We start from the raw sequence: 21716 nt of genomic DNA, 5'->3' as shown, positions 1-21716 counted from the left end.
ATTGAGACACGCCGTCATACACATTGCCGCACTTCCAGTGTACGCCGGGCATCACAGGCCGGCCCGGGCATATCGAGCGGGAAGTCTCCATCGACTCCACGATCTGCCGGGCCCAGCAGCACGCCGCAGGGGCGCGAAGAAGAGGGCTTCCGATTCAGGTCCAGTGTGCCGAATGCCCACTGCGGCAAGACGTGCATGGCTTCCGTCGCGTAGCCGTGGCCCCACATCGCATCGGCGAGGCAGTGGCCCGGCGACGCACTGCGGAAGTCCGGGCCCCAGTCGGTCGGCACAAGCCGACGAAGACCCCGTCAGACCACCGCTCCCCAGTCGGCCGCAGATGGCGGACGGGCTTCTATCCGAAAGGTTCGACCACAGCCTGCGCCGCTTGGTGCCGTTCCCTCGATAATGACCTCAGGTTTGCGAACCTCGGCAACGCCCAGCCGACCACCGGGGCCCGGACCGCCGAGAACCGCCGAGAACCGCCCGGATCGAGAATTGGACACGCTTGGCTTGACCTGCAAAGACACAGCCCAGAGGCTTAACTGTCACTCTCACTAGGAGGTAGCCATGAGGATGCTGATCAACGTCGCGGAGACCGTCGTGGCGGACGCGCTGCGAGGTATGGCGGCCGCGCATCCCGACCTGACGATCGACGTCGAGAATCGCGTGATCGTACGCAGGGACGCTCCCGTCGACGGGAAGGTGGCCCTCGTCTCCGGCGGAGGATCGGGGCATGAGCCGCTGCACGGCGGGTTCGTGGGGCCGGGGATGCTGTCGGCCGCCTGCCCCGGCGAGGTGTTCACCTCTCCCGTGCCGGATCAGATGGTGCGGGCCGCCGCCGCCGTGGACAGCGGGGCGGGGGTGCTGTTCGTCGTGAAGAACTACACGGGGGACGTCCTCAACTTCGACATGGCCGCCGAGCTCGCCGAGGACGAGGGCGTTCAGGTCGCCAAGGTGCTCGTCAATGACGACGTCGCCGTCACCGACAGTCTCTTCACCGCCGGGCGGCGCGGCACCGGGGCGACTCTCTATGTCGAGAAGATCGCGGGCGCGGCGGCCGAAGAGGGCATGCCCCTTGAGCGGGTCGAGGCGATCGCGCGGCAGGTGAACGAGAACGCGCGGAGTTTCGGGGTCGCCCTGAGCGCTTGTTCCACGCCTTCCAAGGGCAGCCCCACCTTCGATCTGCCCAGCGGCGAGCTGGAGCTCGGGGTCGGCATTCATGGTGAGCCCGGGCGCGAGCGGCGCCCGATGATGACGTCGAGCGAGATCGCGGACTACGCCGTGGACGCCGTACTCCAGGATCTCAACCCTCGTAACCCCGTGCTCGTGCTCGTCAACGGCATGGGGGCCACTCCCCTGCTCGAGCTGTACGGCTTCAATGCCGAGGTCCAGCGCGTCCTGGCCGAGCGCGGCGTCGTCGTGGCGCACACGCTTGTCGGCAACTACGTGACCTCGCTCGACATGGCCGGGGCCTCCGTCACCCTGTGTCAGGTCGACGAGGAGCTGCTGCGGCTCTGGAACGCTCCGGTGCGTACGGCCGGGCTTCGCTGGGGTAGTTGATCCCCCGGGCGTCATCACGTACGAGTCATCACGTACGCCTCAACACGTACGAGTCATCGGATACGGCTCGTGGCAGTCGTATCCAACTGTTCTATCGCGTCTATCGCGCAAGGAGTTCCCGTGCTCGACTCCGCATTCTTCCGCCGGTGGCTGGCCTCGGCCGCCGCACTCGTCGACCGGGAGGCGCAGCGGCTCACCGAGCTGGACTCGCCGATCGGCGACGCCGACCACGGCAGCAACCTGCAGCGTGGGTTCACCGCCGTGGCGGCCACTCTGGAGAAGGAGGCGCCCGCGACCCCCGGGGCCGTACTGACCCTGGCGGGGCGGCAGTTGATCTCCACCGTGGGAGGTGCGTCGGGGCCGCTCTACGGGACGTTGCTCCGGCGTACCGGCAAGGCTCTCGGTGACGCCACCGAGGTCAGCGAGCGGGAGTTCGCCGACGCGCTGCGCGCCGGCGTCGACGCGGTCAGCGCCCTCGGCGGCGCCGCGCCCGGCGACAAGACCATGCTGGACGCCCTCGTCCCCGCGGTCGACGCGCTCGCGGAGTGCTTCGGCGCGGCGCGCGACGCCGCCAACGAAGGCGCGCTCGCCACGACGCCCCTGCAGGCACGCAAGGGGCGGGCGAGTTATCTGGGCGAGCGCAGCATCGGGCACCAGGATCCCGGAGCGACCTCCTCCGCGCTCCTCTTCGACGCGCTCGCGCAGACCGCGGAGGCCGGCGATGAGTGACGACAAGCTGGTCGGTATCGTCCTGGTCTCGCACAGCGCGGCCGTCGCCGAATCCGTCGCCGCACTGGCCACGGGGCTCGCGGGCGGCGGGGCGACCGCGCCCGTGGCCCCGGCCGGCGGCACCGAGGACGGCGGCCTGGGCACCAGCTCGGAGCTCATCGCCCAAGCCGCCTTGAAGGTGGACCGGGGTGCGGGCATCGCGATCCTCACCGATCTGGGCAGCGCGGTCCTCACCGTGAAGACGCTGCTCGTCGATGGCGACGAGCTCCCGGACGGCGCCCGCCTGGTGGACGCCCCGTTCGTGGAGGGCGCGGTGGCGGCGATGGTGGCCGCTTCGGCGGGCGCCGACGTCGACGCGGTGGAGGCCGCGGCCGCGGAGGCGTACTCCTACCGGAAGGTCTGAGGAGACCCGCCGGTCAGTTCTGACGGAGGAACTGCCGGGCCAGCGCGTCACCTCGGGTGACCGCGGCCCGGTGGCTCTCGATCGGGGACGCCTTGGGGCCGTCGAAGACGATGTACGTGACGTCCGCATCGGTGCCGCCCGATCTGGGGTCGGGGCTGATGCCGAGCGACTTCGCCGCCGCGTACGACGCCTCGCCGATGAGGTCGGTGGGGCCCGTGTCGCCGACGACGGCGTACAGAACCTTGCCCTCGTGGATCACGGCGGCCACCGAGCCGCCCGTGATGCCGTGCTCCGAGTGGTTCCAGCGGCGGCTCGCGCCCGGCACGACGATGTACGGCAGGCGCTCCGCGCTCAGCTGACGCCCGTTGGATTCCTGGAACGCCGTGGCGTTCAGGAACAGCGGGTCCGTGCGCCGGTTGCAGGCCCTGCTCCGCCGGCCGTCGCAGTCGATGTCCATGTCGGCCTTCCAGAACACCGCGCCCCGCTTGCCGCAGACGGGGATGTCCGCGCGGGCGCCGTCGTCCGCGCGGTACTCGCCGCGCGAGACCTGTTTACAGGATCCGACCTCGGCGAGGAGCGCGTCAGCGCGTACGGATCCCTCCTGGACGGCCGAACTCCCTTCCCTCCCAGCCGACTTGTGGTTCGGTTCGCTCTCCTGCGGATACGCCGAAGCGGGCAGCGACGCGGGGGCGATCAGGGCGGCTCCGGCGGCGACGGCGAGCACCGCGTTCTTGGTACGCACGTGAAAGGTCCTTCCCTGGGCGGAAACTGACAGCCGGTCGGGCCAACGGGGGCCGACCGGCCGTGGCACCTGTCCAGACATCCCAATCTGTCTCGGGTCGTACACCTCGGCCGCCGCTCAGGGCCCGGACGGCGCACGCGCACCCCTTGATGTGCACCCGACACCTGTGTCAAATAGGTCCGGACCAATGCCGCCCGAACGGAAGGCACGACCGTGCGACGGACCCCCCACCTGGCTGCCCTCCTGACCGTCACCGCCTGCGCCCTCACCGCCTGCGCGTGGGGCGGCGACCAAAACGCTGAGGACACACAGCCCCCGACCGTCCCCCGGGGCGTCACCGTCCAGGCGGGCAGCGCCACCACCGCCCACGTCATGTGGAACCAGGCCACGGACGACACCGCGGTCACCGGCTACGACGTGTACCGGGGCGCCACCAGGGTCAAGCGCGTGCCGGGCGGCAAGCACATGGTGGACATCGTCGGCCTGAAGCCCTCCACGGCCTACACCTTCACCGTCCGCGCCCGCGACGCCGAGGGGAACGTCGGCCCGGCCAGCAAGAAGCTGACGGTGACCACGCCCGCCGCGGCCGCCGCCGACCGGAAGCCGCCCTCGCGGCCCGGCTCGCCGCGGGGCGCGGCCGAGGGGAGCCGGGCGGTGAAGCTGTCCTGGGGCGCTTCGAAGGACGACCAGGGCGTCGCCTCGTACGAGATCTATCAGGGCACGTCGAAGATCCACAGTGTGGACGGCAGCGAGCGCGAGACCCTCCTCACGGGGCTGCGTCCCGGCACGGCCTACCGCTTCACCGTCAAGGCCCTCGACGCGGCCGACAACGCGTCGCCCGCCAGCCGTGCCGTCCGCCTCACCACCGCGAAGGGTCAGGACGACGGGCGGGCCACGGCACCGACGGACTTCCGCGCGAAGACCCGGCACGCCGACGGGGCGTACTACATCGACCTGGCGTGGACGCCGCCGCACACCGGCGGCGCGGTGGCGGAGTATCAGATCCACCTCGACGGCAAGACCGCCACCTCGCTGGTGTTCGGCGGTACAGCACCCCTGGAGAAGGCGACACACAGCTTCTACGTGGGCAAAGAGCCGGGTGAAAGCCACCGTGTGAAGCTTCGGGCCAAGCTCCCCGACGGGACGTGGGGCGGCTACTCCCCCGAACGGACGGTCACCACGGGCTGACCTGACGCCAGTCCTGTTCTGACCCCGATGCCGACCTGGCACCCATACTGACTCGACACCCATGACGACGAATCAGCTGTCGGCCGTACGAAGGATTCCGTCACCTGCCCGGTGGCTGTCCGCATGCGGCCCTGGCGGATGGCACGTTGGCTCGTCGTCAGGTAGCACGGGCGCTCCCCGACCCTCGGCGGCGCATGGGATGTACCGCCTCCCGTGCCGCCGGAGGGCAGACTCATGCGTACCACTCAGATATTCGTCCGCTCCGGCCTGACCATCGCCGCGGCGGCCGCGCTACCGCTCGCACTGACCGCTCCGTCGGCGTCCGCCGCCGGAGGGATCACGGTGAGCGCCACGGGATCGACGGTCAAGGTCACCACGGCGGCCTGTACCGACGGAGGCAAGGCCGCGCTGATGAGCAACGGCCAGGCCAGCTTCGCCCAAGGAAGGCAAGTGGAACTGACGGGCGGCAGCGCCTCCTGGCAGAACGTCACCACCGGCATCCATACGGTGGCCGTGGTCTGCGAGGACGGCACCGCGGCCGGTTCCCAGACGGTCACCGTCGGGACCACGCCGACCACCTCGTCCACGACGGCGCCCGCGCGCGGCGTCCAGGGCGGGCTCGGCGGCGGCAGCGAGGACCGGGGCACGCTCACCCTCGTCGCGGGCGGGGCCCTCGTGGTCCTGGCCGCCGGCGGTGGAGGCGCCTGGTACCTGCGTCGCCGCAGCATGCCGCACCGGCTCTGAGTCACAGCCGGAGCCGGAGCCGGAGCCAGAGCCACGAGGAAAGTGCGGCTGCCGCCGGTCCCGACTCACATCGGGTCGGCGGCAGCCGTCACGTGCACGAGCGTTCAGGCCTCCGGCGCCCCGAGCTCCTCCAACGTCCGCTCGAGCCACTGCGTCCAGAACGTCTCCAGATCGATTCCGGCCCGCAGCACCACATGCCTCAGCCGGTCCTCGACCGTGTCGCTGCCCGGTGGGAAGTCCCGCTTCTCGATCTCCTCGTACTCGGCCAACTGCTCCCGGTGCAGGGCGAGATGACGGTGCAGATCCGCCTCGATGCCGTCCGTGCCGACGACCGCGGCCGCTCGCAGGCGCAGCAGCAGCGTGTCCCGCAGGGGCTTGGGGTCCTGGCTCGCCGCCGTCCAGCGGGCCAGTTCGGCGCGGCCCGCGGGCAGGACCTCGTACTCCTTCTTCTGCCCACGGGTGGCCTGCTGCGGCTCAAGCGCGCGGATGGCACCCTCCCGCTCCATCTTCCCCAGCTCGCGGTAGATCTGCTGGTGCGTGGCCGACCAGAAGTAGCCGATCGACTTGTCGAACCTGCGGGTCAGCTCAAGGCCCGACGACGGCTTCTCAAGGAGGGCGGTGAGGATCGCGTGCGGCAGTGACATGGCGGCCATCCTAGGTACGGCGCTCCGTGGCACCGGGCGCCCGGTGTCACGGAGGGCCCGGTCTCACAGAGCGCCCGGTGTCACAGCGCCGCGGCCAGCTCCGTGCCCTGCTTGATGGCGCGCTTGGCGTCCAGCTCGGCCGCCACGTCCGCGCCCCCGATGAGGTGCGCGCTGTGTCCGGCGGCGAGCAGCTCCTCGTACAGGTCGCGGCGCGGGTCCTGGCCGGAGCAGAGGACGACCGTGTCGACGGGGACGACCGTGGACCGCCCGTCGACCGTGATGTGCAGGCCCGCGTCGTCGATGAGGTCGTAGCTCGCACCGGCGACCATGGTGACGCCGCGGTGGCGCAGCTCCGTGCGGTGGATCCAGCCCGTGGTCTTGCCGAGGCCCTGGCCGACCTTGGACGTCTTGCGCTGCAAGAGGTGCACGGAGCGCGGCGGGGCGGGGCGGTCGGGCTCGGTCAGGCCGCCGCGGTCCTTGTAGTCCATGTCGACGCCCCACTGACGGAAGTACGTCGCCGGGTCCAGGCTCGCCTTCTCGCCGCTGTCGGTGAGGTACTCGGCGACGTCGAAGCCGATGCCGCCCGCACCGATGATCGCGACCCGCTCTCCCACGGGCGCACTGTCGCGCAGCACGTCGAGGTAGCCGACCACGCTGGGGTGGTCGATGCCGGGGATCTCGGGGGTGCGGGGCGTGACCCCGGTGGCGACGACCACGTCGTCGTACGAAGCCTTCGCCAGCTCCGCCGCGGTGGCCCGGGTGTTCAACTGGACGTCCACGCCGTGCAGTTCGAGCTGGGTGCGGTAGTAGCGCAGCGTCTCGTCGAACTCCTCCTTGCCGGGGACCTTGCGGGCGACGTTGAGCTGTCCGCCGATCTCGGACGCCGCGTCGATGAGTGTGACGTCATGGCCGCGCTCGGCCGCCGACACCGCGAAGGCGAGCCCGGCCGGGCCCGCACCGACGACGGCTACGCGCTTCTTGTGACGGGTCGGCGTGAGGACAAGCTCCGTCTCGTGGCAGGCGCGCGGGTTCACCAGGCAGGAGGTGATCTGCAGGTTGAAGGTGTGGTCGAGGCAGGCCTGGTTGCAGCCGATGCAGGTGTTGATGGCTTCGGACCGCTCGGCTTTCGCCTTGGCCACGAAGTCCGGGTCGGCGAGCAGCGGCCGGGCCAGGGACACCATGTCGGCGGCGCCGTCGGCGAGCAACTGCTCGGCGATCTCGGGGGTGTTGATGCGGTTGGTGGTGACGAGCGGTACGGAGACCTCGCCCATGACCTTCTTCGTGGCGAAGGCGTACGCGCCGCGCGGTACCGAGGTCGCGATGGTGGGGATGCGCGCCTCGTGCCAGCCGATGCCGGTGTTGATGATCGTGGCGCCCGCGGCCTCGATCTCCTTGGCGAGGTGGACGACCTCTTCGAGGGTCGAGCCGCCGGGGACGAGGTCCAGCATGGAGAGGCGGTAGATGATGATGAAGTCCGCGCCGACGCGCTCCCGTGTGCGGCGGACGATCTCGACGGGGAAGCGGATGCGGTTCTCGTAGGCGCCGCCCCAGCGGTCCTCGCGGTGGTTGGTGGGGGCCGCGATGAACTCGTTGATCAAGTAGCCCTCGGAGCCCATGACTTCGACGCCGTCGTAGCCCGCGAGCTTGGCCAGCTCGGCGGCGCGCACGAAGTCCTCGATGGTCTGCTCGACCTCGTCGTCGGCAAGGGCGCGCGGCACGAAGGGGCTGATCGGCGCCTTGATCGCGCTCGGTGCGACCAGACCCTCGTGGTAGGCGTACCGCCCGAAGTGCAGGATCTGCATGGCGATCCTGCCGCCCGCGGCGTGCACGGCGGCCGTGACGCCCGCGTGCTTGTGCGCCTCCGCCTCGGTGGTCAGCTTGGCGCCGCCGTCCCAGGGGCGGCCGAGCTCGTTCGGGGCGATGCCTCCGGTGACGATGAGGCCGACACCCCCGCGCGCACGGGTCGCGTAGAACTCCGCCATCCGCTCGAAACCGTTCGGCGCCTCTTCCAGGCCCACGTGCATGGATCCCATCAGGACCCGGTTGGGCAGGGTGGTGAAGCCCAGGTCGAGTGGGTTCAGCAGGTTCGGGTAGCGGCTCATGCGGGCCCTCCATGCGGGATGTGTCGTCAGGACAGTTCTAGACGACACATCCCCCGTTATGCAACTAGTTGCATAAAGATGGAGGCACCCCCGGCCGCCTCGACCGCCCGAGCGTGGGGCGCTTTGCCGGATTCGCCGGAAGATTCACGGTGCGCAACAGGGGATTGACCATTCAGCGAAGCGCTCCTACGCTCCTGGCACCCCCGCAGGTATATCGATTAACCGCCCTGGTTGGAGACATCCCGCTGTGCGCTCAACGATGAGTCGGCGCGGCTTCCTCGCCGCAGGTTCAGGCCTGGCCGCCGCCACCACCCTGCCCGCCCTCGCCGGCTGTTCCACGCTGGCGTCGGCGGATTCCGATCCCGACACGCTCGTGGTGCACAGCCAGCTCGGCACCACCGCGCCGGGCTCGCCCACGTATCTGTCCGCCCTGAACACCTTCCGGGACGAGAATCCGGGCCTCAAGGTGAAGAACCTTGTCAACGGCGACGACCTCGCGCAGGTCTACGAGACCTCGCGGCTCGCCCGCAAGGAGCCGGACGTCGTCATGGTCAACCTCTACGACAAGACGCTCGCCTGGACCGATGTCGGAGCGACTGTCGACGTAAAGGGCTACATGGACGACTGGGGGCTGCGAAAGCGCGTCCTGCCCGTCGCCCTCGACGCCTGGACCGACGGCAAGGGGCGGCTGCAGGCCTTCCCGTACTTCGCCACCAACTGGCCCGTCGCCTACAACACCGCGCTCCTTGACAAGGCCGGTGTCAGCGCGATCCCGACCACCGGCGACCAGCTGATCTCCGCCGCCCGCAGGCTCCGCGCCAAGGGCATCGCACCGGTGACCGTCGGCGGCAACGACTGGACGGGCCAGAAGCTGCTCGCCCAGATCATCCAGACCTTCCTCACCCCCGACGAGGCACAGAAGGTGTTCACCAGCGGAGACTTCAGCGGCAGCAGGGGCGCCCGCGAGGGCATCGAGTACTTCGCAGCCCTGCGTGACGCGGGTGTCTTCGCCGACAAGGCACAGGGCCTGACGTCCGACACGATGACGACGCAGTTCAACACGGGCGCCGCCGCCATCGAGTCCGCCATGTCGTCGGCGCTCGCCAAGGTCCCGGAGAAGATCGCCCGGCACACCGAGGTCGGCGGCTGGCCGCTCGCGCCGGACGCCGCGCACGACAAGCCGACGATTCTGCGGACGTACACCCTCATCGGCTTCTGGATCAGTCCGAACGGCACGAAGAAGCTGGACTCGGTCGAGAAGTTCCTGCGCTTCATGTACCGCCCGGACACCGTCGCGCGCTTCATCAAGGAGAGCGGGCGCGACATGGCCCTGCGCTCGGACACCCTCAGCACCGGCTTCCCGCTGGTCGCCGAGGCGCAGAAGCTCGGCAACGACGTCAGTCAGGCCCTGCTGCCCGACATCTACGTCCCGCCGGCCGCGACACAGCCGCTGATCACCGCCACCAGTACGGCGTTCACGCGCGGCACGAGCCCCGCCAAGGTGCGCTCCGTGCTCGAAGCCGCGTACCGCACCGCATGAGCCGCCCGCCCGAGCCGCCCGAGCCTTCTGGGAGTCACCCGAGATGACGACAACGATGTCGACGCCGGGCGGGACCGAGGTCCGCCCCGCACCCTCCGAGCCACCTGTCCGCAAGCGCCGCCGCGAGGGCGGCACGATCCTCGCCGTCCCCGCCCTGGTCTGGTACCTGGTCTTCATGGTCGGGCCGATGATCGCGATCTTCGTGATCGCGGCCCTGCACTGGCCGGGCATGCTGCAGCCCGTCTCGTTCGCCGGGTGGGACAACGTCCGTACGGTCTTCGACGACCCGGTGTTCTGGGACGCCGTGCGCAATACGGCGGTCCAGCTCGCCGTCGCGCTGCCGATCATGATCGTCTGCGCGTACATGCTGGGCTACTACGTGGCGCAGAAGCCGCCGGGCCACAAGGTCCTGCGCTACCTCCTCTTCATCCCGGGCCTGATCTCCACCCCGGCCAAGGCGATGGTGTTCTACGCGGCGCTCTCCCCCGACGGCCTGGTCAACGGCGCGCTGAAGTCGGTGGGCCTGGGCTCGATGACCGACGCCTGGCTTGCCTCTCCCTCTACGGCGCTCGCCTGTCTGATCGTGCTCGACATCTGGGGCGGCATCGGCTTCACGGCCGTCCTGTTCGCCGCGCGGCTCGGCAGTGTGCCCGAGGAGATCGGCGAGGCGGCGCAGCTCGACGGCGCCGGGCACTGGCGAACGATGTGGGGCGTGCACTTCCCGGTCATCCGCGACTACGTGGGCGTGGTGACGATGCTCCAGTTCCTCTGGACGTTCTTCGGCTCCGCCCAGCATGTCCTGCTGCTCACGCAGGGCGGCCCCGGCAGCTCGTCGACGACGCTGTCGTTCCTCGTCTACCAGAAGGCGTTCATCGCGGCCGACCTCGGCTACAGCCAGACCGTCGGCGTGATCCTCTTCCTGGTCGGCCTCGTCGGTCTGCTCACCATCCGCCGCGCGTTCCGCCAGAACTACTGACGCCGCACGCCCCCGATTGACCCCCGATTGGAGCCGGTCACCTTGAAGCACGGAAAGTCCTGGCTGCCCGCGCACATCCTGGCGTGGGCGTACGCGGCGCTGCTCGTCGTCCCCCTCTACTACCTGCTCGCCTCCGCCTTCAAGACGAACGAGCAGATCTTCGCTAGCCCCTTCTCCCTTCCCACCTCACTGTCCTTCGGGAACTTCGGTACGGCCTTCGAGAGCGCCGATCTGGGGCTCGCGGTCGTCAACTCGGCTCTGGTGACGTTCTTCTCGCTCGCGCTGACCCTCGCACTGGCGATTCCGGCGGCGTTCGCGATCGCCCGCGCGACGGGCCCGCTCGGGGCCTTCGTGGAGAAGGTCTTCTCGCTGGGCTTCCTCATCCCGACGTTCGCGGCGCTCTTCCCCACGTTCCTGCTCGCGGCGGCGACGGGCCTGTTCCACACGCGCCTGTTCATGGTGCTCTTCCTGCCCGCCACCGCGATGCCGCTGTCCGTCGTCATCCTGGTGCAGTTCATGCGGACCATCCCCAAGGAGATGGAGGAGGCGGCGCGCATCGACGGCGCGTCGACGTTCGCGGTCCTTCGGCACGTCTATACGCCGATGTGCATGCCCGGGATCGCGACGGTGCTGCTCCTGAACTTCCTGACGTTCTGGAACGAGTACCTGTACTCGCTCGTCATCATCGGCCCCGACCCGTCCCAGCGCACCGTGCAGGTCGCCCTGCCCACCCTCAAATCCCTGACGGGGACGGATTACGGGGTGCTGACCGCCGGTACGGTACTGACTCTCGTACCGGTATGGGCCGTCTACACGGTGTTGCAGAAGCGGATGCAGCAGGCCCTCGTCAGTGGGGCGGTGAAGATGTGAACGGGACGGAAGCATCCCGAAGGGACAGCGGCGCGCGTCCGACGATCAAGGCGGTCGCCGCGGCGGCCGGGGTCTCCACGGCCGCCGTCTCGCAGGCCTTCAACGCCAAGGGCCGCATCTCCGAGGCCACCCGGCGCCGCATCCTGGACGCCGCCGCCGAGCTCGGCTGGTCGCCGAGCGCGACGGCGACGGCGCTGCGCAGCGCGCGCACCCGCACGCTCGCCCTCGTGGTGCGCCGCCCCACGGACGTGCTCGGCGCCGACCCGCACTTCAGCGAGCTGATCACCGGTCTGGAGGGCGAACTGGCGCCGCGCGGCTACGGCCTGCTGCTCCACCTGGTCACGGACGTGGCAGAGGAGAGCGCGCTGTACGAACGCCTCGCCGCCGAGGGCCGCGTCGACGGCGCCGTCCTGACCGACGCCCGCGCCGACGATCCGCGCCCGCCGCTCCTGCGCGGCCTGGGTCTGCCCGCCGTACTGCTCGGCGCGCCCCACCCGGACGCGCCCGTGCCCACCGTGGGTCTTGGCAACCAGGGCGCGGGCATACACGAGGCCGTCGACCACCTCATGGCACTCGGCCACCGGCGCATCGCCTATGTGTCGGGGCCCGGCGAACTCCTCCACACGGGGTTGCGCCGCGCGGTCTTCGAAGAGACCTTGCTGCTCAAGGGAGTTGAGCCCGCCGCCGTGCTGAGCACCGACTTCTCCGAGGCGGCGGCCGTCGCCGCGACCGAGGAGCTGCTCGGCATGGCGGAGCGTCCCACCGCCGTCATGTACGCCAATGACTCCATGGCGGTGTGCGGCATCGGCACGGCCCAGCGCGCAGGCCTTCGCGTCCCCGACCAGCTGTCCGTCGTCGGCTACGACAATCTCCCGATCGGCCGCTGGCTGCACCCGCGTCTGACGACCGTCGACCAGCAGGTGCAGCGGGTCGGCGCGGCCGCCGCGCGTGCGCTGCTCGCGCGGTGCGGCGAGGACGTGCCACCCCTCACCCTGGACGACCGGCCACGGCTCGTCGTCCGCGAGTCGACGGGCCCCGCCGACTGACCTCCCCGCACTTTTGAGCACCTTCACCCCCGTACGGAAAGACCTGAGTACCACCATGCGACGCCACAGCGCCCAGCTCACCCATGACTCCGCCGTCCTGCCCTGGATCGGCGCCAACTTCTGGTCCCGCACCGGCGGTCCGCTGATGTGGCGGAACTACGACCCGAAGACGGTCCGCGAGGAGCTCTCCGTGCTGCGTGAGCACGGTCTGACGATGACCCGCTCGTTCTTCTACTGGCCGGACTTCCACCCCGAGCCGCACCGCATCGACGAGGAGCTGTGCGAGCGCTTCCGTGACTTCCTCGACGCGCACACCGAACTGGGGATGGGCACGGTGCCCACCTTCATCGTCGGGCACATGTCCGGCGAGAACTGGGACCCGGCGTGGCGCGGGGGCCGCGACCTCTACGAGGACGTGTGGCTCGTCGGCCGCCAGGCGTGGTTCGTCTCGCAGATGACGCGCCGCTTCAAGGACCACGCGGCGGTGACGGGGTGGCTCATCACCAATGAGATGCCGGGCTACGGCCGCGTCTACCAGGTGGATCCGCCGTCGAGCGATGTCGTCACCGCCTGGGCGCAGTTCATGTGCGACGCGGTGCGCGCGGCGGGCGGCACGCAGCCGGTGTCGCTCGGCGACGGCGCCTGGGGCATCGAGGTGACGGGCCGCGACAACGGCTTCTCGCTGCGGGACACCGCGGAGTACGTCGACTTCGTGGGCCCGCACGTGTACCGCTCCGACACGGACCGCGTACGTCAGCACTACCGCGCCGCGTTCGAGTGCGAGCTGGCGGGCGTCACCGAACAGCCGGTGATTCTGGAGGAGTTCGGTCTCTCGACGGACACCGTGTCGGCCCAGAACGCGGGTGTCTACTACCGCCAGACGCTCCACAACTCCCTCCTCGGCGGTGCGACGGGCTGGATGGCCTGGAACAACACCGACTACGACGACCTGTGGGAGCAGTCGCCCTACGACCACCATCCCTTCGAGATGCACTTCGGCATCACGGACCGCACCGGCGCGCCGAAGACCCCGCTCGTCGAGATAGCCGCGTTCTCCGAGATCCTGGGGCAGGTCGACTTCGCGCGCTGCCGCCGCTCGGACGCGGACGCGGCGCTCGTCGTGCCCGCGTTCCTGGAGCGCGGCTACCCCTACAGCCGTCCTGCCGACCGTCCGCTGATCTTCACGTCCCTCCATCAGGGGTACGTCGCCGCGCGCGGGGCCGATCTCCCGGTGGCCCTCACGCGGGAGGCGGACGGTCTTCCCGGGGACGCGGCGCTGTATCTCCTGCCGTCCACCCGGCAGTTCACGACCCGGACGCGGCGCGAACTGGAGCGGCGGGCGCGCGAGGGCGCCACCGTGTACCTGTCGTTCTGCTCCGGGGAGCACCCCGGCACGCGCGGCCCGTGGTTCGACGACCTGGACGGGCTCTTCGGCGTCGAACTCCAGCTCACCTACGGGGTGGCCGAACCCATCCAGGACGACGTCCTGGAGCTGACCTTCACCGAGGAGTTCGGCGGCATCCCGGCGGGCGAGACGCTGCGCTTCCCCGTCGCGGGGAACGAGGACAGCCGCGCCTATCTGCCGGTCGTCCCGAAGGGAGCGCGCGTCGTGGCGAAGGACGCGCACGGCCGCCCCGCGCTCCTCGTCAACGAGACGGGCCGCGGCCGCACGGTCCTGGCCACCTACCCGCTGGAGCACATGGCCGCGCGCACGGCCCGCGTCAACCCGGAGCAGACGCACCGGCTGTACGCGGCCCTGGCCCGACTCGCGGGCGTGCGGCGCCCTGTGACGGTCGACAGCCCCTACGTCTCGGCGGACGTCCTGGTGCACGAGGACGGGCGACGGTTCGTGTGGCTGGTGAGCCAGGCGGACGAGGAGCTGGCGGTCCGTCCTGCGGTGGACGGTGCGCTGCACGACCTGGTGACGGGAGAGGCGGTGGAGGAGGTGCGGCTCGTCCCGTTCGGCGTGCGCGTCCTCGAACAGCGATGAGCGCGCCGCTGTACAAGGAGGCGGGCGCTCCGGTCGCCGACCGGGTGCGCGACCTGCTCGCGCGGATGACGCTCACCGAGAAGGTGGGCCAGGTCAACCAGCGGATGTACGGCTGGCACGCGTACGAGCGCACGCCCGACGGCCACCGTCTGACGGACGCCTTCCGCGCCGAGGTCGCCGCGTTCGACGGCATGGGCGCGCTGTACGGCCTGCAGCGCGCCGACCCGTGGTCGGGTGTCACGTTCGCGGACGGCGTCACCGCCGCGGACGCGGCGCGGGTCGCCAACTCGGTTCAGCGGCACGTCATGTCGAGCACCCGGCTCGGCATTCCGGTCCTCCTCGTCGAGGAGGTCCCGCACGGCCATCAGGCCCTGGACGGCACGGTCCTTCCGGTGAACCTCGCGGTGGGCGCGAGCTGGGATCCGGAGCTGTACGAGGCCGCCGCGGCGGGCGCGGCGGCACAACTGCGCGCCCGGGGCGGCCATGTCGCCCTCGTCTCGGCGCTCGATCTGGTGCGGGATCCGCGCTGGGGACGCGCGGAGGAGTGCTTCGGCGAGGACCCGTATCTGGCGGCGCGCTTCACCCGGGCGCTGGTGCGGGGCATGCAGGGCGACGCCGCCGCCTTCGCCCCCGACCGGGCGGCGGTCGTGCTCAAGCACTTCGCCGGACAGGGCGCGACGATCGGCGGCCGCAACAGCGCGGCCACGGAACTCGGCCCGCGCGAACTCCACGAGATCCATCTGGTGGCGGCGCGGGCCGGGGTCCGCGCCGGAGCGGCGGGCGTCATGGCGGCGTACAACGAGTACGACGGTCTGCCGTGCGCGGCCAACCGTGAGCTGCTCACCGGCCTCCTTCGCGAGCGCTGGGGGTTCACCGGCCTTGTCATGGCCGACGGGTGCGCACTGGATCGTCTCGTGCGTCTTGCCGGTGACCCGGTGGCGGCGGGCGCGCTCGCCCTGGGCGCGGGGACGGATCTGAGTCTGTGGGACGCCTCTTTCCCCCGGCTCGTGGAGGCGGTGGAGCGGGGCCTGGTCGCCGAGCACACCCTGGACGCGGCGGTGGGCCGCGTGCTCGCGCTGAAGTTCCGCCTGGGGCTCTTCGAGCGGCCTTACGTCGACGAGGATCCCGCGCACTCCCCCGCCCTGGGGGAGCTGAGCGAGCGCCTGGCCCGCGAGTCCGTCGTCCTGCTCAGCCATGACGGGGCCACGCTCCCCTTGGCGGACCCGTCCCGCATCGCCGTCATCGGCCCCAACGCCGACTCGCTGCCCCAGCAGCTCGGCGACTACACCGCGCCGCAGCGCCCCGGCACCGGGCTCACCGTCCTGGACGGCATCAGGGCGGTGGCGCCGCCGGGCAGCAAGGTGACGTACGCGCGGGGCTGCGAGCTGGTCGGCGGCGACCGCGGCGGGATCGCGGAGGCCGTGGCCCTTGCAGCCGGTGCCGATACCGCCGTACTCGTGCTCGGCGGGTCGAGCGCGCGGGAGGCCGATACCCGCTTCGACAGCAACGGGGCTGCCGTCGTGGCCTCGGGTGGCCCGGCGGGCATGACGTGCGGCGAGGGCGTCGACCTCGCCGATCTGAGCCTGCCTCGGGCGCAGTTGGCGCTCCTCGACGCCGTGGCCGCCACCGGCACCCCTGTCGTCGTGGTCCTCGTCCAAGGGCGACCGCACGCCGTACCGGAGTCGGCAGGGCGGGCCCGTGCGGTGCTCTCGGCCTGGTATCCGGGGCCGTGGGGAGGGCGGGCCGTCGCCGATGTGCTCTTCGGGCGTGCGGATCCCGTGGGGCGGCTGCCCGTCTCCGTGCCGCGCTCCTCCGCCCAGCTCCCGGTGTTCTACAACGCCAAGGATCACGGCTACCGGGGGTACGTGGACCAGCCGGCCACCGCCCCGCACGCCTTCGGCCACGGCCTGTCGTACACGACCGTCGAGTACGGGGAGCCCCGGCTCTCGCGCTCTCGGGCTCCGGTCTCGGATCCGACGCTCACCTGCACGGTCGCCGTGACGAACACGGGCGCGCGCGCCGTCCTGGAGACCGTGCAGCTCTATGTGCGCCGGATCTCGGGGGCGAGCTCCTGGCCGCGCGTCCGTGAGCTGCGCGGCTTCGCCCGCCTCGACCTGGCCCCCGGTGAACACGCCGAGGTCGTCTTCGTCGTGGAGGCGGATACCCTGGCCTCGCTGGACCGCGCCCTTGAGTACGTCGTGGAGCCCGGCGAGCTGCTCCTGGAGACCGGACCCTCCTCCGACCGCACGAACGGCGCCCTCCTGACCCTGACGCCCTGATGCCCCTGAACGCCCTCATGAGCGCCACGTCCGAATCCCGCCAGCCGCGCGCCCCCGCAGCCCGCAGACTCAAGGGTGTCACCGGGGATCAGTGACCGGGAAAGAGGGAGCATCTGATGACCAAGGTCATGGCCAAGGCCGTCTACACGACCGTCGGAAGCCCGCTGGGCGAGCTGCTGCTGGTCGGCGAGGAGTCGGCCACCGCGAACGGCGGCACGGCGCTGGCCTCGCTGTCCATGCCGGGGCAGAAGGGTGGCGCCGTCGTCCAGGACGGGTGGGTGCGCGACGACGCGGCCTTCGCCGTGATCGCCGGGCAGCTGCGCTCGTACTTCGAGGGGACGCGTCAGCACTTCGACGTCGAGTACGTCAGCGGCGTCGGGACCGAGTTCCAGCAGCGGGTCTGGCACGGCATCGACACCCTCCCGTACGGCACGACCACCTCGTACGGGAAGCTCGCCGCGCGGCTCGGCCTCTCGCGGGCCGCGGTCCGCGCCCTGGGCACGGCGATCGGGCGCAACCCGCTGCTGGTCGTGCGCCCCTGCCACCGGATCATCGGCGCCGACGGCTCGCTGACCGGGTACGCGGGCGGCCTGGAGGCCAAGCGGCGGCTCCTGGACCTGGAGTCGAAGAACCAGCCGGAGCACCGGGCGAAGAACTAGCGCCCGCCCCGGTGGCCCAGGCGCTCCGAGAGATCGCCCGCGCCCTTCGCGGCCAACTCGGCGAGTTCGTTCTCGCGCTCCTCGCTCCAGCGGATCATCGGCACGGAGATGGAGAGCGCCGCGACGACCTGGCCCGTGCTGTCGCGGACCGGCGCGGCCACGCAGCTCACGTCCGGGTTGGACTCGCGGTGTTCGGCCGCGACCCCGCGCTCCCGGATGTCGGCGAGCGCGGCGAGCAGCGCGTCCTGCTCCGTGATGCTGTTCTCGGTCATCGCCACGAGGTCCCGCCCCGCGAGGCGGCTTTCGAGCTCGGCCGGGGGCAGCGAGGCGAGGAGCATCTTGCCGACCGACGTGCAGTGCGCGGGCAGTTTGCGGCCCGCGGCGGAGACCATGCGCACCGCGTGCGTGGAGTCCACCTTGGCGATGTAGATGACGTCCGCGTCCTCGAGGACCGCCACATGGACGGTCTCGTCGCAGGTCTCCGCGACCTCGCGGGCCACTTGCTGCCCTTCCGCGGCCAGGTCGAGCTGCTCCGCGTACCGGCTGCCGAGCTGGTAGGCGCGTACTCCCAGGCGGTAGCGGCCCGTCTGATCCGGGATCTGGACAAGGTACGAGCGGGCGGCAAGGGTGGTGAGCAGCTCGTGCACCGTGGTGCGCGGCAGCTGGAGTCTGCGGGTCACCTCGGGGGCGGACAGCGTCCCGTCGCCCTCCAGGAAAAGCTCCAGTATGTCCAGTGCTCTGGTCACCGCAGGAACCAGTCGTCCCATGGTCGGCCTCCCACCCCGTGCGTCCGAAGTCGTGTCCGAAACTTCGGTCAACGATCGATATGACGAACACAGGCTAGGCGCTGCGACGTTCCGCGCGCAACGGCCTGAGGGTCCGCTGTGGACTCAAGACCGTTTTGCTCGACCCATTGACACCCTGCCGCCTGCGTGAATACGGTCACGCCAACATTTCGAACGTGTGACGAAATACCGAACAACCAAGGGGCAACTGCCTTGCGTATTACGGGAATCAGCACGCACGTGGTGGGAACGCCGTGGCGCAATCTCACCTACGTCCAGGTCCACACCGACGAAGGCCTCACCGGCGTCGGTGAGACCCGCATGCTCGGCCGCACCGACGCCCTGGTCGGCTACCTCCAGGAGGCGGCGGCCAACCACATCGTGGGGTCCGACCCGTTCGCGGTCGAGGACCTCGTGCGGAAGATGAAGTACGGCGACTACGGCCGGGCGGGCGAGATCGTCATGTCGGGCATCGCCTGCGTGGAGATCGCCTGCTGGGACATCAAGGGCAAGGCCCTGGGCGTGCCGGTCTGGCAGCTCCTGGGCGGGAAGGTGACCGACAAGGTCAAGGCGTACGCGAACGGCTGGTACACCACCGAGCGCACTCCGGAGGCGTACCACAAGGCCGCCAAGGCCGTCGTCGAGCGGGGCTACCGCGCCCTGAAGATCGACCCGTTCGGGACCGGGCACTTCGAGCTCGACCAGGCGGGCACCAACTACGCGGTCTCGCTGATCGAGGCGGTGCGGGACGCGATAGGCCCGGACGCCGAGCTGATGCTGGAGATGCACGGGCGGTTCAGCCCGTCCACGGCGGTGCGCCTCGCGCGGGAGATGGCGCCGTTCAGGCCCGCCTGGCTGGAGGAGCCGGTGCCGCCGGAGAACCTCAAGGCCCTGGAGAAGGTCGCCGCCAAGGTGGACATGCCGATCGCCACCGGTGAGCGCATCCACGACCGCATCGAGTTCCGCGAGCTGTTCGAGTCGCAGGCCGCCGACATCATCCAGCCCGACCTCGGCCACATCGGCGGCATCCTGGAGACCCGCAAGCTCGCCGCGACCGCGGAGACGCACTACACGCTGATCGCCCCGCACAACGTCGGCGGCTCCGTGCTCACCGCGGCCTCGCTGCAACTCGCCGCCTGCACCCCGAACTTCAAGATCCTGGAGCACTTCAACGACTTCGCGGACGCGGAGATCAAGAAGGTGGTCAAGGGCGCGCCCCAGGTGGTCGACGGCTACTTCGAGGTGTCGCACGAGCCGGGCCTGGGCGTCGAGCTCGACACGGACGCGGCGGCCGAGTTCCCGCAGCAGCAGGCCCGGTTCGACCTGTGGGCCGAGGGCTGGGAGAAGCGCGCTCCCAAGGCGGCCGGCAAGTGAGCACCGACTCACGCTCCATCGTCATCGACCGGCCTGGCGCGCACCGGCTCACGGTCGGCGAGCGGCCCGAGCCGGGACCCGGCGAGGTCCTGGTCCGGGTGGCCGCCGCCGGGATCTGCATGAGCGACCGCGAGGTGTACGACGGTCACCGGGACGCCGCCTATGTGCGCTATCCCGTGATCCCCGGGCACGAGTGGTCCGGCACCGTCGAGGCCACCGGTGAGGGCGCCGACCCGGCGCTCGTCGGGCACAAGACCGTCGCCGAGGGGTTCCGCGCCTGCGGCACCTGCGAGCGGTGCCGGTGCGGGGAGACGAGCCTGTGCGGCGGCGGGTACGCGGAGACGGGGTTCACCGAGCCCGGCGCCTTCGCCGACCACGTGGTCGTCCCCGCCCGTCTACTGCATCTCCTGCGCCCGGACGCGGACCTCGCCGCCGCCGCTCTCCTGGAACCCGCCGCGGTGATCGCGGGCGCGGTGCGGACGGGACGGCCCCGGCCCGGCGAGCGGATCGCGGTGGTCGGCGCGGGCACCCTCGGGATGCTCGCCGTGCAGTTGCTCGCCGCCTCGTCGCCCGGCGAGCTCGTGGTGATCGACCCGCGGGCCGAACGCGGCGGGCAGGCACTGGAGTTCGGGGCGAGCGAGAGCCTGACGCCCGCCGACGCAGAGGCCTACCACGGCCGTTTCGACCTGGTCGTGGAGACGGCGGGCGCGCCGAGCACGGCCGCCTCCTCCTGTCTGCTCGCGCGCAGGGGCGGCCGGGTGGTCCTTACCGGAATGTTCACGCCCGGCGCCGTCGGCATCGATCCGGTGCATCTCTCGCTGAGTCAGCTGGAGGTGCGCAGCGTCTTCGGCGCACCGTCCCGTGCCTGGTCGGACGCGGTCAGGGCGTTCGGGCTCGGACTGCTGGACCCCGCCCCGCTCATCACGCACGAGTTCCCGCTGGAGCGCTTCGGCGAGGCCGTCGCGCTGGTCGGCGGCGGTGACCCGAAGACCGGGAAGGTGCTCCTGCGCCCCTGAGACGTGCAGCGGCACGTGGCACACCGCCGTACACACCTCATGAACCGACCAACGTACGACATATCGAACACAGCAGAACTCACTGCGTATGGGAGTCCCGTGACCAGCCCGTCAGCACCCCGCCGCCCCGGCGTCGACGCCCTAGCCCGCATCGGGCACCCCGTACCCGCCATCGATCCGGCCGACGCGTCGCCGCACGCGTTCCCCGACGGCGGCACCTGGCGCACCGAGATCCCCTCCGTGGAGGGTCCCGAAGCGCTGGCCGTCGTCCTCAAGGAGAGCTCGCGCCTCGATGTGCCGATCCACCGGATCAGCCAGGGCAGCGGCATCTGGATGCTCTCCGACGTCGAGATCACCGAGATGGTGGAGGCCTGCGCCGAGCGGGACATCGAACTCTGCCTGTTCACAGGGCCGCGCGGCACCTGGGACATCGGTGCCGCCACCCGCACGGACTCCGGCGGCGCCGGGCTCCGCTCGCGCGGCCACGACGCGCTCGCCGGCTGCGTCGAGGACGCCGTGCGCGCGACGGAGCTGGGGGTGCGCTGCCTGCTCGTGGCCGACGAGGGCGTGCTGTGGACGCTGCACCGGCTGCGCGTCGCCGGTGTGCTCCCCGCCGACACCACGTTCAAGGTGTCGGCCCTGATCGGCCCGGTCAACCCGGCCTCGTACGCGGTCTACGAGCGGCTCGGCGCCGACTCCCTCAACATTCCCTCCGACCTCACCCTGGCCCACCTCACGGAGATCCGCCGGGCCAGCCGCGCCCCGATGGACCTGTACGTCGAGGCGCCCGACGACCTCGGCGGCTACGTCCGGACGTACGAGGCGGCCGAGCTGATCCGGCGCGGCGCCCCGCTCTACCTCAAGTTCGGCCTGAGCAAGTCCCCCGGCATCTATCCCTACGGCGCCCATCTGCGCGACCACACCCTGGCCACCGCCCGCGAGCGGGTCCGCCGCGGACGCCTCACCCTCGATCTGCTCGCCCGGCACGGCGCTGACGGCGGGATGTCGCCGCTCGGCGCACGCCTGCCCGGCGAGCTCCAGCGCTTCCCCGTCCCGGAAGGGGACTGAT

The 21716-nt window shown here is 70.9% G+C and carries 20 protein-coding genes; 15 read left to right on the top strand and 5 right to left on the bottom strand.

Annotation, left to right across the window (positions count from 1 at the left end; translation table 11 throughout):
• Positions 1–14 precede the first annotated feature (14 nt).
• Entirely contained in the window at positions 15–227 is a 213-nt protein-coding gene (locus ACZ5CR_RS30350; protein ID WP_468863231.1) for a GNAT family N-acetyltransferase, read from the bottom strand.
• A gap of 340 nt (positions 228–567) precedes the next feature.
• Between ACZ5CR_RS30350 and dhaK the strand changes: the two genes are divergently transcribed.
• From dhaK to ACZ5CR_RS30335, 3 genes are all read left to right on the top strand, one after another.
• Positions 568–1560, top strand: coding sequence for a dihydroxyacetone kinase subunit DhaK (dhaK, locus tag ACZ5CR_RS30345; protein WP_468863194.1), 993 nt, complete (start codon positions 568–570; stop codon positions 1558–1560).
• A 120-nt stretch (positions 1561–1680) separates the two neighbouring features.
• On the top strand, positions 1681–2289 hold the full coding sequence (gene dhaL / locus ACZ5CR_RS30340; protein ID WP_468863192.1) for a dihydroxyacetone kinase subunit DhaL: 609 nt from the start codon (positions 1681–1683) through the stop codon (positions 2287–2289).
• On the top strand, positions 2282–2692 hold the full coding sequence (locus ACZ5CR_RS30335) for a PTS-dependent dihydroxyacetone kinase phosphotransferase subunit DhaM (RefSeq protein ID WP_468863191.1): 411 nt from the start codon (positions 2282–2284) through the stop codon (positions 2690–2692). The genes dhaL and ACZ5CR_RS30335 overlap by 8 nt, the downstream gene beginning before the upstream one ends.
• 13 nt (positions 2693–2705) lie before the next feature.
• Here ACZ5CR_RS30335 and ACZ5CR_RS30330 read toward each other — a convergent pair whose 3' ends face one another.
• Complete coding sequence (locus ACZ5CR_RS30330; protein WP_468863189.1) at positions 2706–3434, bottom strand: glycoside hydrolase family 75 protein; 729 nt, start codon at positions 3432–3434, stop codon at positions 2706–2708.
• 213 nt (positions 3435–3647) lie between these two features.
• On the opposite strand from ACZ5CR_RS30330, the gene ACZ5CR_RS30325 reads away from it, so the two are divergent.
• Positions 3648–4622 (top strand): fibronectin type III domain-containing protein, encoded by a 975-nt coding sequence (locus ACZ5CR_RS30325; RefSeq protein WP_468863186.1) that lies wholly within the window; start codon positions 3648–3650, stop codon positions 4620–4622.
• 234 nt (positions 4623–4856) lie between these two features.
• A complete protein-coding gene (locus ACZ5CR_RS30320) occupies positions 4857–5366 on the top strand; it encodes a hypothetical protein (protein WP_468863184.1) in 510 nt (169 codons plus the stop codon).
• A 104-nt stretch (positions 5367–5470) separates the two neighbouring features.
• On the opposite strand, the gene ACZ5CR_RS30315 is transcribed toward ACZ5CR_RS30320, so the two are convergent.
• Both ACZ5CR_RS30315 and ACZ5CR_RS30310 read right to left on the bottom strand, forming a co-directional pair.
• Positions 5471–6010 (bottom strand): PadR family transcriptional regulator, encoded by a 540-nt coding sequence (locus ACZ5CR_RS30315; protein ID WP_468863182.1) that lies wholly within the window; start codon positions 6008–6010, stop codon positions 5471–5473.
• Positions 6011–6090: 80 nt separating this feature from the next.
• On the bottom strand, positions 6091–8112 hold the full coding sequence (locus ACZ5CR_RS30310) for an oxidoreductase (protein WP_468863180.1): 2022 nt from the start codon (positions 8110–8112) through the stop codon (positions 6091–6093).
• A 247-nt stretch (positions 8113–8359) separates the two neighbouring features.
• Here ACZ5CR_RS30310 and ACZ5CR_RS30305 point away from each other — a divergent pair, with 247 nt between their 5' ends.
• From ACZ5CR_RS30305 to ACZ5CR_RS30275, 7 genes are all read left to right on the top strand, one after another.
• On the top strand, positions 8360–9652 hold the full coding sequence (locus tag ACZ5CR_RS30305; protein WP_468863178.1) for an ABC transporter substrate-binding protein: 1293 nt from the start codon (positions 8360–8362) through the stop codon (positions 9650–9652).
• Positions 9653–9695: 43 nt separating this feature from the next.
• Complete coding sequence (locus ACZ5CR_RS30300; RefSeq protein ID WP_468863177.1) at positions 9696–10628, top strand: carbohydrate ABC transporter permease; 933 nt, start codon at positions 9696–9698, stop codon at positions 10626–10628.
• A gap of 42 nt (positions 10629–10670) precedes the next feature.
• Positions 10671–11498, top strand: a complete 828-nt coding sequence (locus ACZ5CR_RS30295; RefSeq protein ID WP_468863175.1) for a carbohydrate ABC transporter permease — start codon at positions 10671–10673, stop codon at positions 11496–11498.
• On the top strand, positions 11495–12544 hold the full coding sequence (locus tag ACZ5CR_RS30290) for a LacI family DNA-binding transcriptional regulator (protein ID WP_468863173.1): 1050 nt from the start codon (positions 11495–11497) through the stop codon (positions 12542–12544). Before ACZ5CR_RS30295 ends, ACZ5CR_RS30290 begins: the two co-directional genes overlap by 4 nt.
• 55 nt (positions 12545–12599) lie before the next feature.
• Entirely contained in the window at positions 12600–14534 is a 1935-nt protein-coding gene (locus ACZ5CR_RS30285) for a glycoside hydrolase 5 family protein (protein WP_468863171.1), read from the top strand.
• Positions 14531–16813, top strand: coding sequence for a glycoside hydrolase family 3 N-terminal domain-containing protein (locus tag ACZ5CR_RS30280; RefSeq protein ID WP_468863169.1), 2283 nt, complete (start codon positions 14531–14533; stop codon positions 16811–16813). Before ACZ5CR_RS30285 ends, ACZ5CR_RS30280 begins: the two co-directional genes overlap by 4 nt.
• A gap of 116 nt (positions 16814–16929) precedes the next feature.
• Positions 16930–17472: a methylated-DNA--[protein]-cysteine S-methyltransferase gene (locus tag ACZ5CR_RS30275; RefSeq protein ID WP_468863167.1), complete on the top strand. Its 543-nt coding sequence runs from the start codon at positions 16930–16932 to the stop codon at positions 17470–17472.
• On the opposite strand, the gene ACZ5CR_RS30270 is transcribed toward ACZ5CR_RS30275, so the two are convergent.
• Positions 17469–18239, bottom strand: coding sequence for an IclR family transcriptional regulator (locus ACZ5CR_RS30270; protein WP_468863165.1), 771 nt, complete (start codon positions 18237–18239; stop codon positions 17469–17471). The genes ACZ5CR_RS30275 and ACZ5CR_RS30270 overlap by 4 nt on opposite strands.
• 231 nt (positions 18240–18470) lie before the next feature.
• Here ACZ5CR_RS30270 and ACZ5CR_RS30265 point away from each other — a divergent pair, with 231 nt between their 5' ends.
• The 3 genes from ACZ5CR_RS30265 to ACZ5CR_RS30255 all read left to right on the top strand — a co-directional run bounded on the left by ACZ5CR_RS30265 (position 18471) and on the right by ACZ5CR_RS30255 (position 21715).
• Complete coding sequence (locus ACZ5CR_RS30265; RefSeq protein WP_468863162.1) at positions 18471–19631, top strand: mandelate racemase/muconate lactonizing enzyme family protein; 1161 nt, start codon at positions 18471–18473, stop codon at positions 19629–19631.
• Positions 19628–20647 carry a zinc-dependent alcohol dehydrogenase gene (locus tag ACZ5CR_RS30260; protein WP_468863160.1) on the top strand — a complete coding sequence of 340 codons (1020 nt, stop codon included), beginning with the start codon at positions 19628–19630 and terminating at the stop codon, positions 20645–20647. The genes ACZ5CR_RS30265 and ACZ5CR_RS30260 overlap by 4 nt, the downstream gene beginning before the upstream one ends.
• A 99-nt stretch (positions 20648–20746) precedes the next feature.
• On the top strand, positions 20747–21715 hold the full coding sequence (locus ACZ5CR_RS30255) for a hypothetical protein (RefSeq protein ID WP_468863157.1): 969 nt from the start codon (positions 20747–20749) through the stop codon (positions 21713–21715).
• Position 21716: the final 1 nt, after the last annotated feature.

It is taken from the genome of Streptomyces sp. NPDC031274 (genome assembly GCF_055570235.1).
The sequence above is the reverse complement of the archived record's forward strand: the minus strand, read 5'-3'. Positions and strand labels throughout refer to the sequence as shown.

Coding starts and splice junctions, on each gene's coding strand:
- ACZ5CR_RS30280 (WP_468863169.1), top strand. CDS start 14,531: ATGAGCGCGCCGCTGTACAAGGAGGCGGGCGCTCCGGTCGCCGACCGG.
- ACZ5CR_RS30320 (WP_468863184.1), top strand. CDS start 4,857: ATGCGTACCACTCAGATATTCGTCCGCTCCGGCCTGACCATCGCCGCG.
- ACZ5CR_RS30350 (WP_468863231.1), bottom strand. CDS start 227: ATGTGGGGCCACGGCTACGCGACGGAAGCCATGCACGTCTTGCCGCAG.
- ACZ5CR_RS30270 (WP_468863165.1), bottom strand. CDS start 18,239: ATGGGACGACTGGTTCCTGCGGTGACCAGAGCACTGGACATACTGGAG.
- ACZ5CR_RS30275 (WP_468863167.1), top strand. CDS start 16,930: ATGACCAAGGTCATGGCCAAGGCCGTCTACACGACCGTCGGAAGCCCG.
- ACZ5CR_RS30335 (WP_468863191.1), top strand. CDS start 2,282: ATGAGTGACGACAAGCTGGTCGGTATCGTCCTGGTCTCGCACAGCGCG.
- ACZ5CR_RS30300 (WP_468863177.1), top strand. CDS start 9,696: ATGACGACAACGATGTCGACGCCGGGCGGGACCGAGGTCCGCCCCGCA.
- ACZ5CR_RS30310 (WP_468863180.1), bottom strand. CDS start 8,112: ATGAGCCGCTACCCGAACCTGCTGAACCCACTCGACCTGGGCTTCACC.
- dhaK (WP_468863194.1), top strand. CDS start 568: ATGAGGATGCTGATCAACGTCGCGGAGACCGTCGTGGCGGACGCGCTG.
- ACZ5CR_RS30315 (WP_468863182.1), bottom strand. CDS start 6,010: ATGTCACTGCCGCACGCGATCCTCACCGCCCTCCTTGAGAAGCCGTCG.
- ACZ5CR_RS30285 (WP_468863171.1), top strand. CDS start 12,600: ATGCGACGCCACAGCGCCCAGCTCACCCATGACTCCGCCGTCCTGCCC.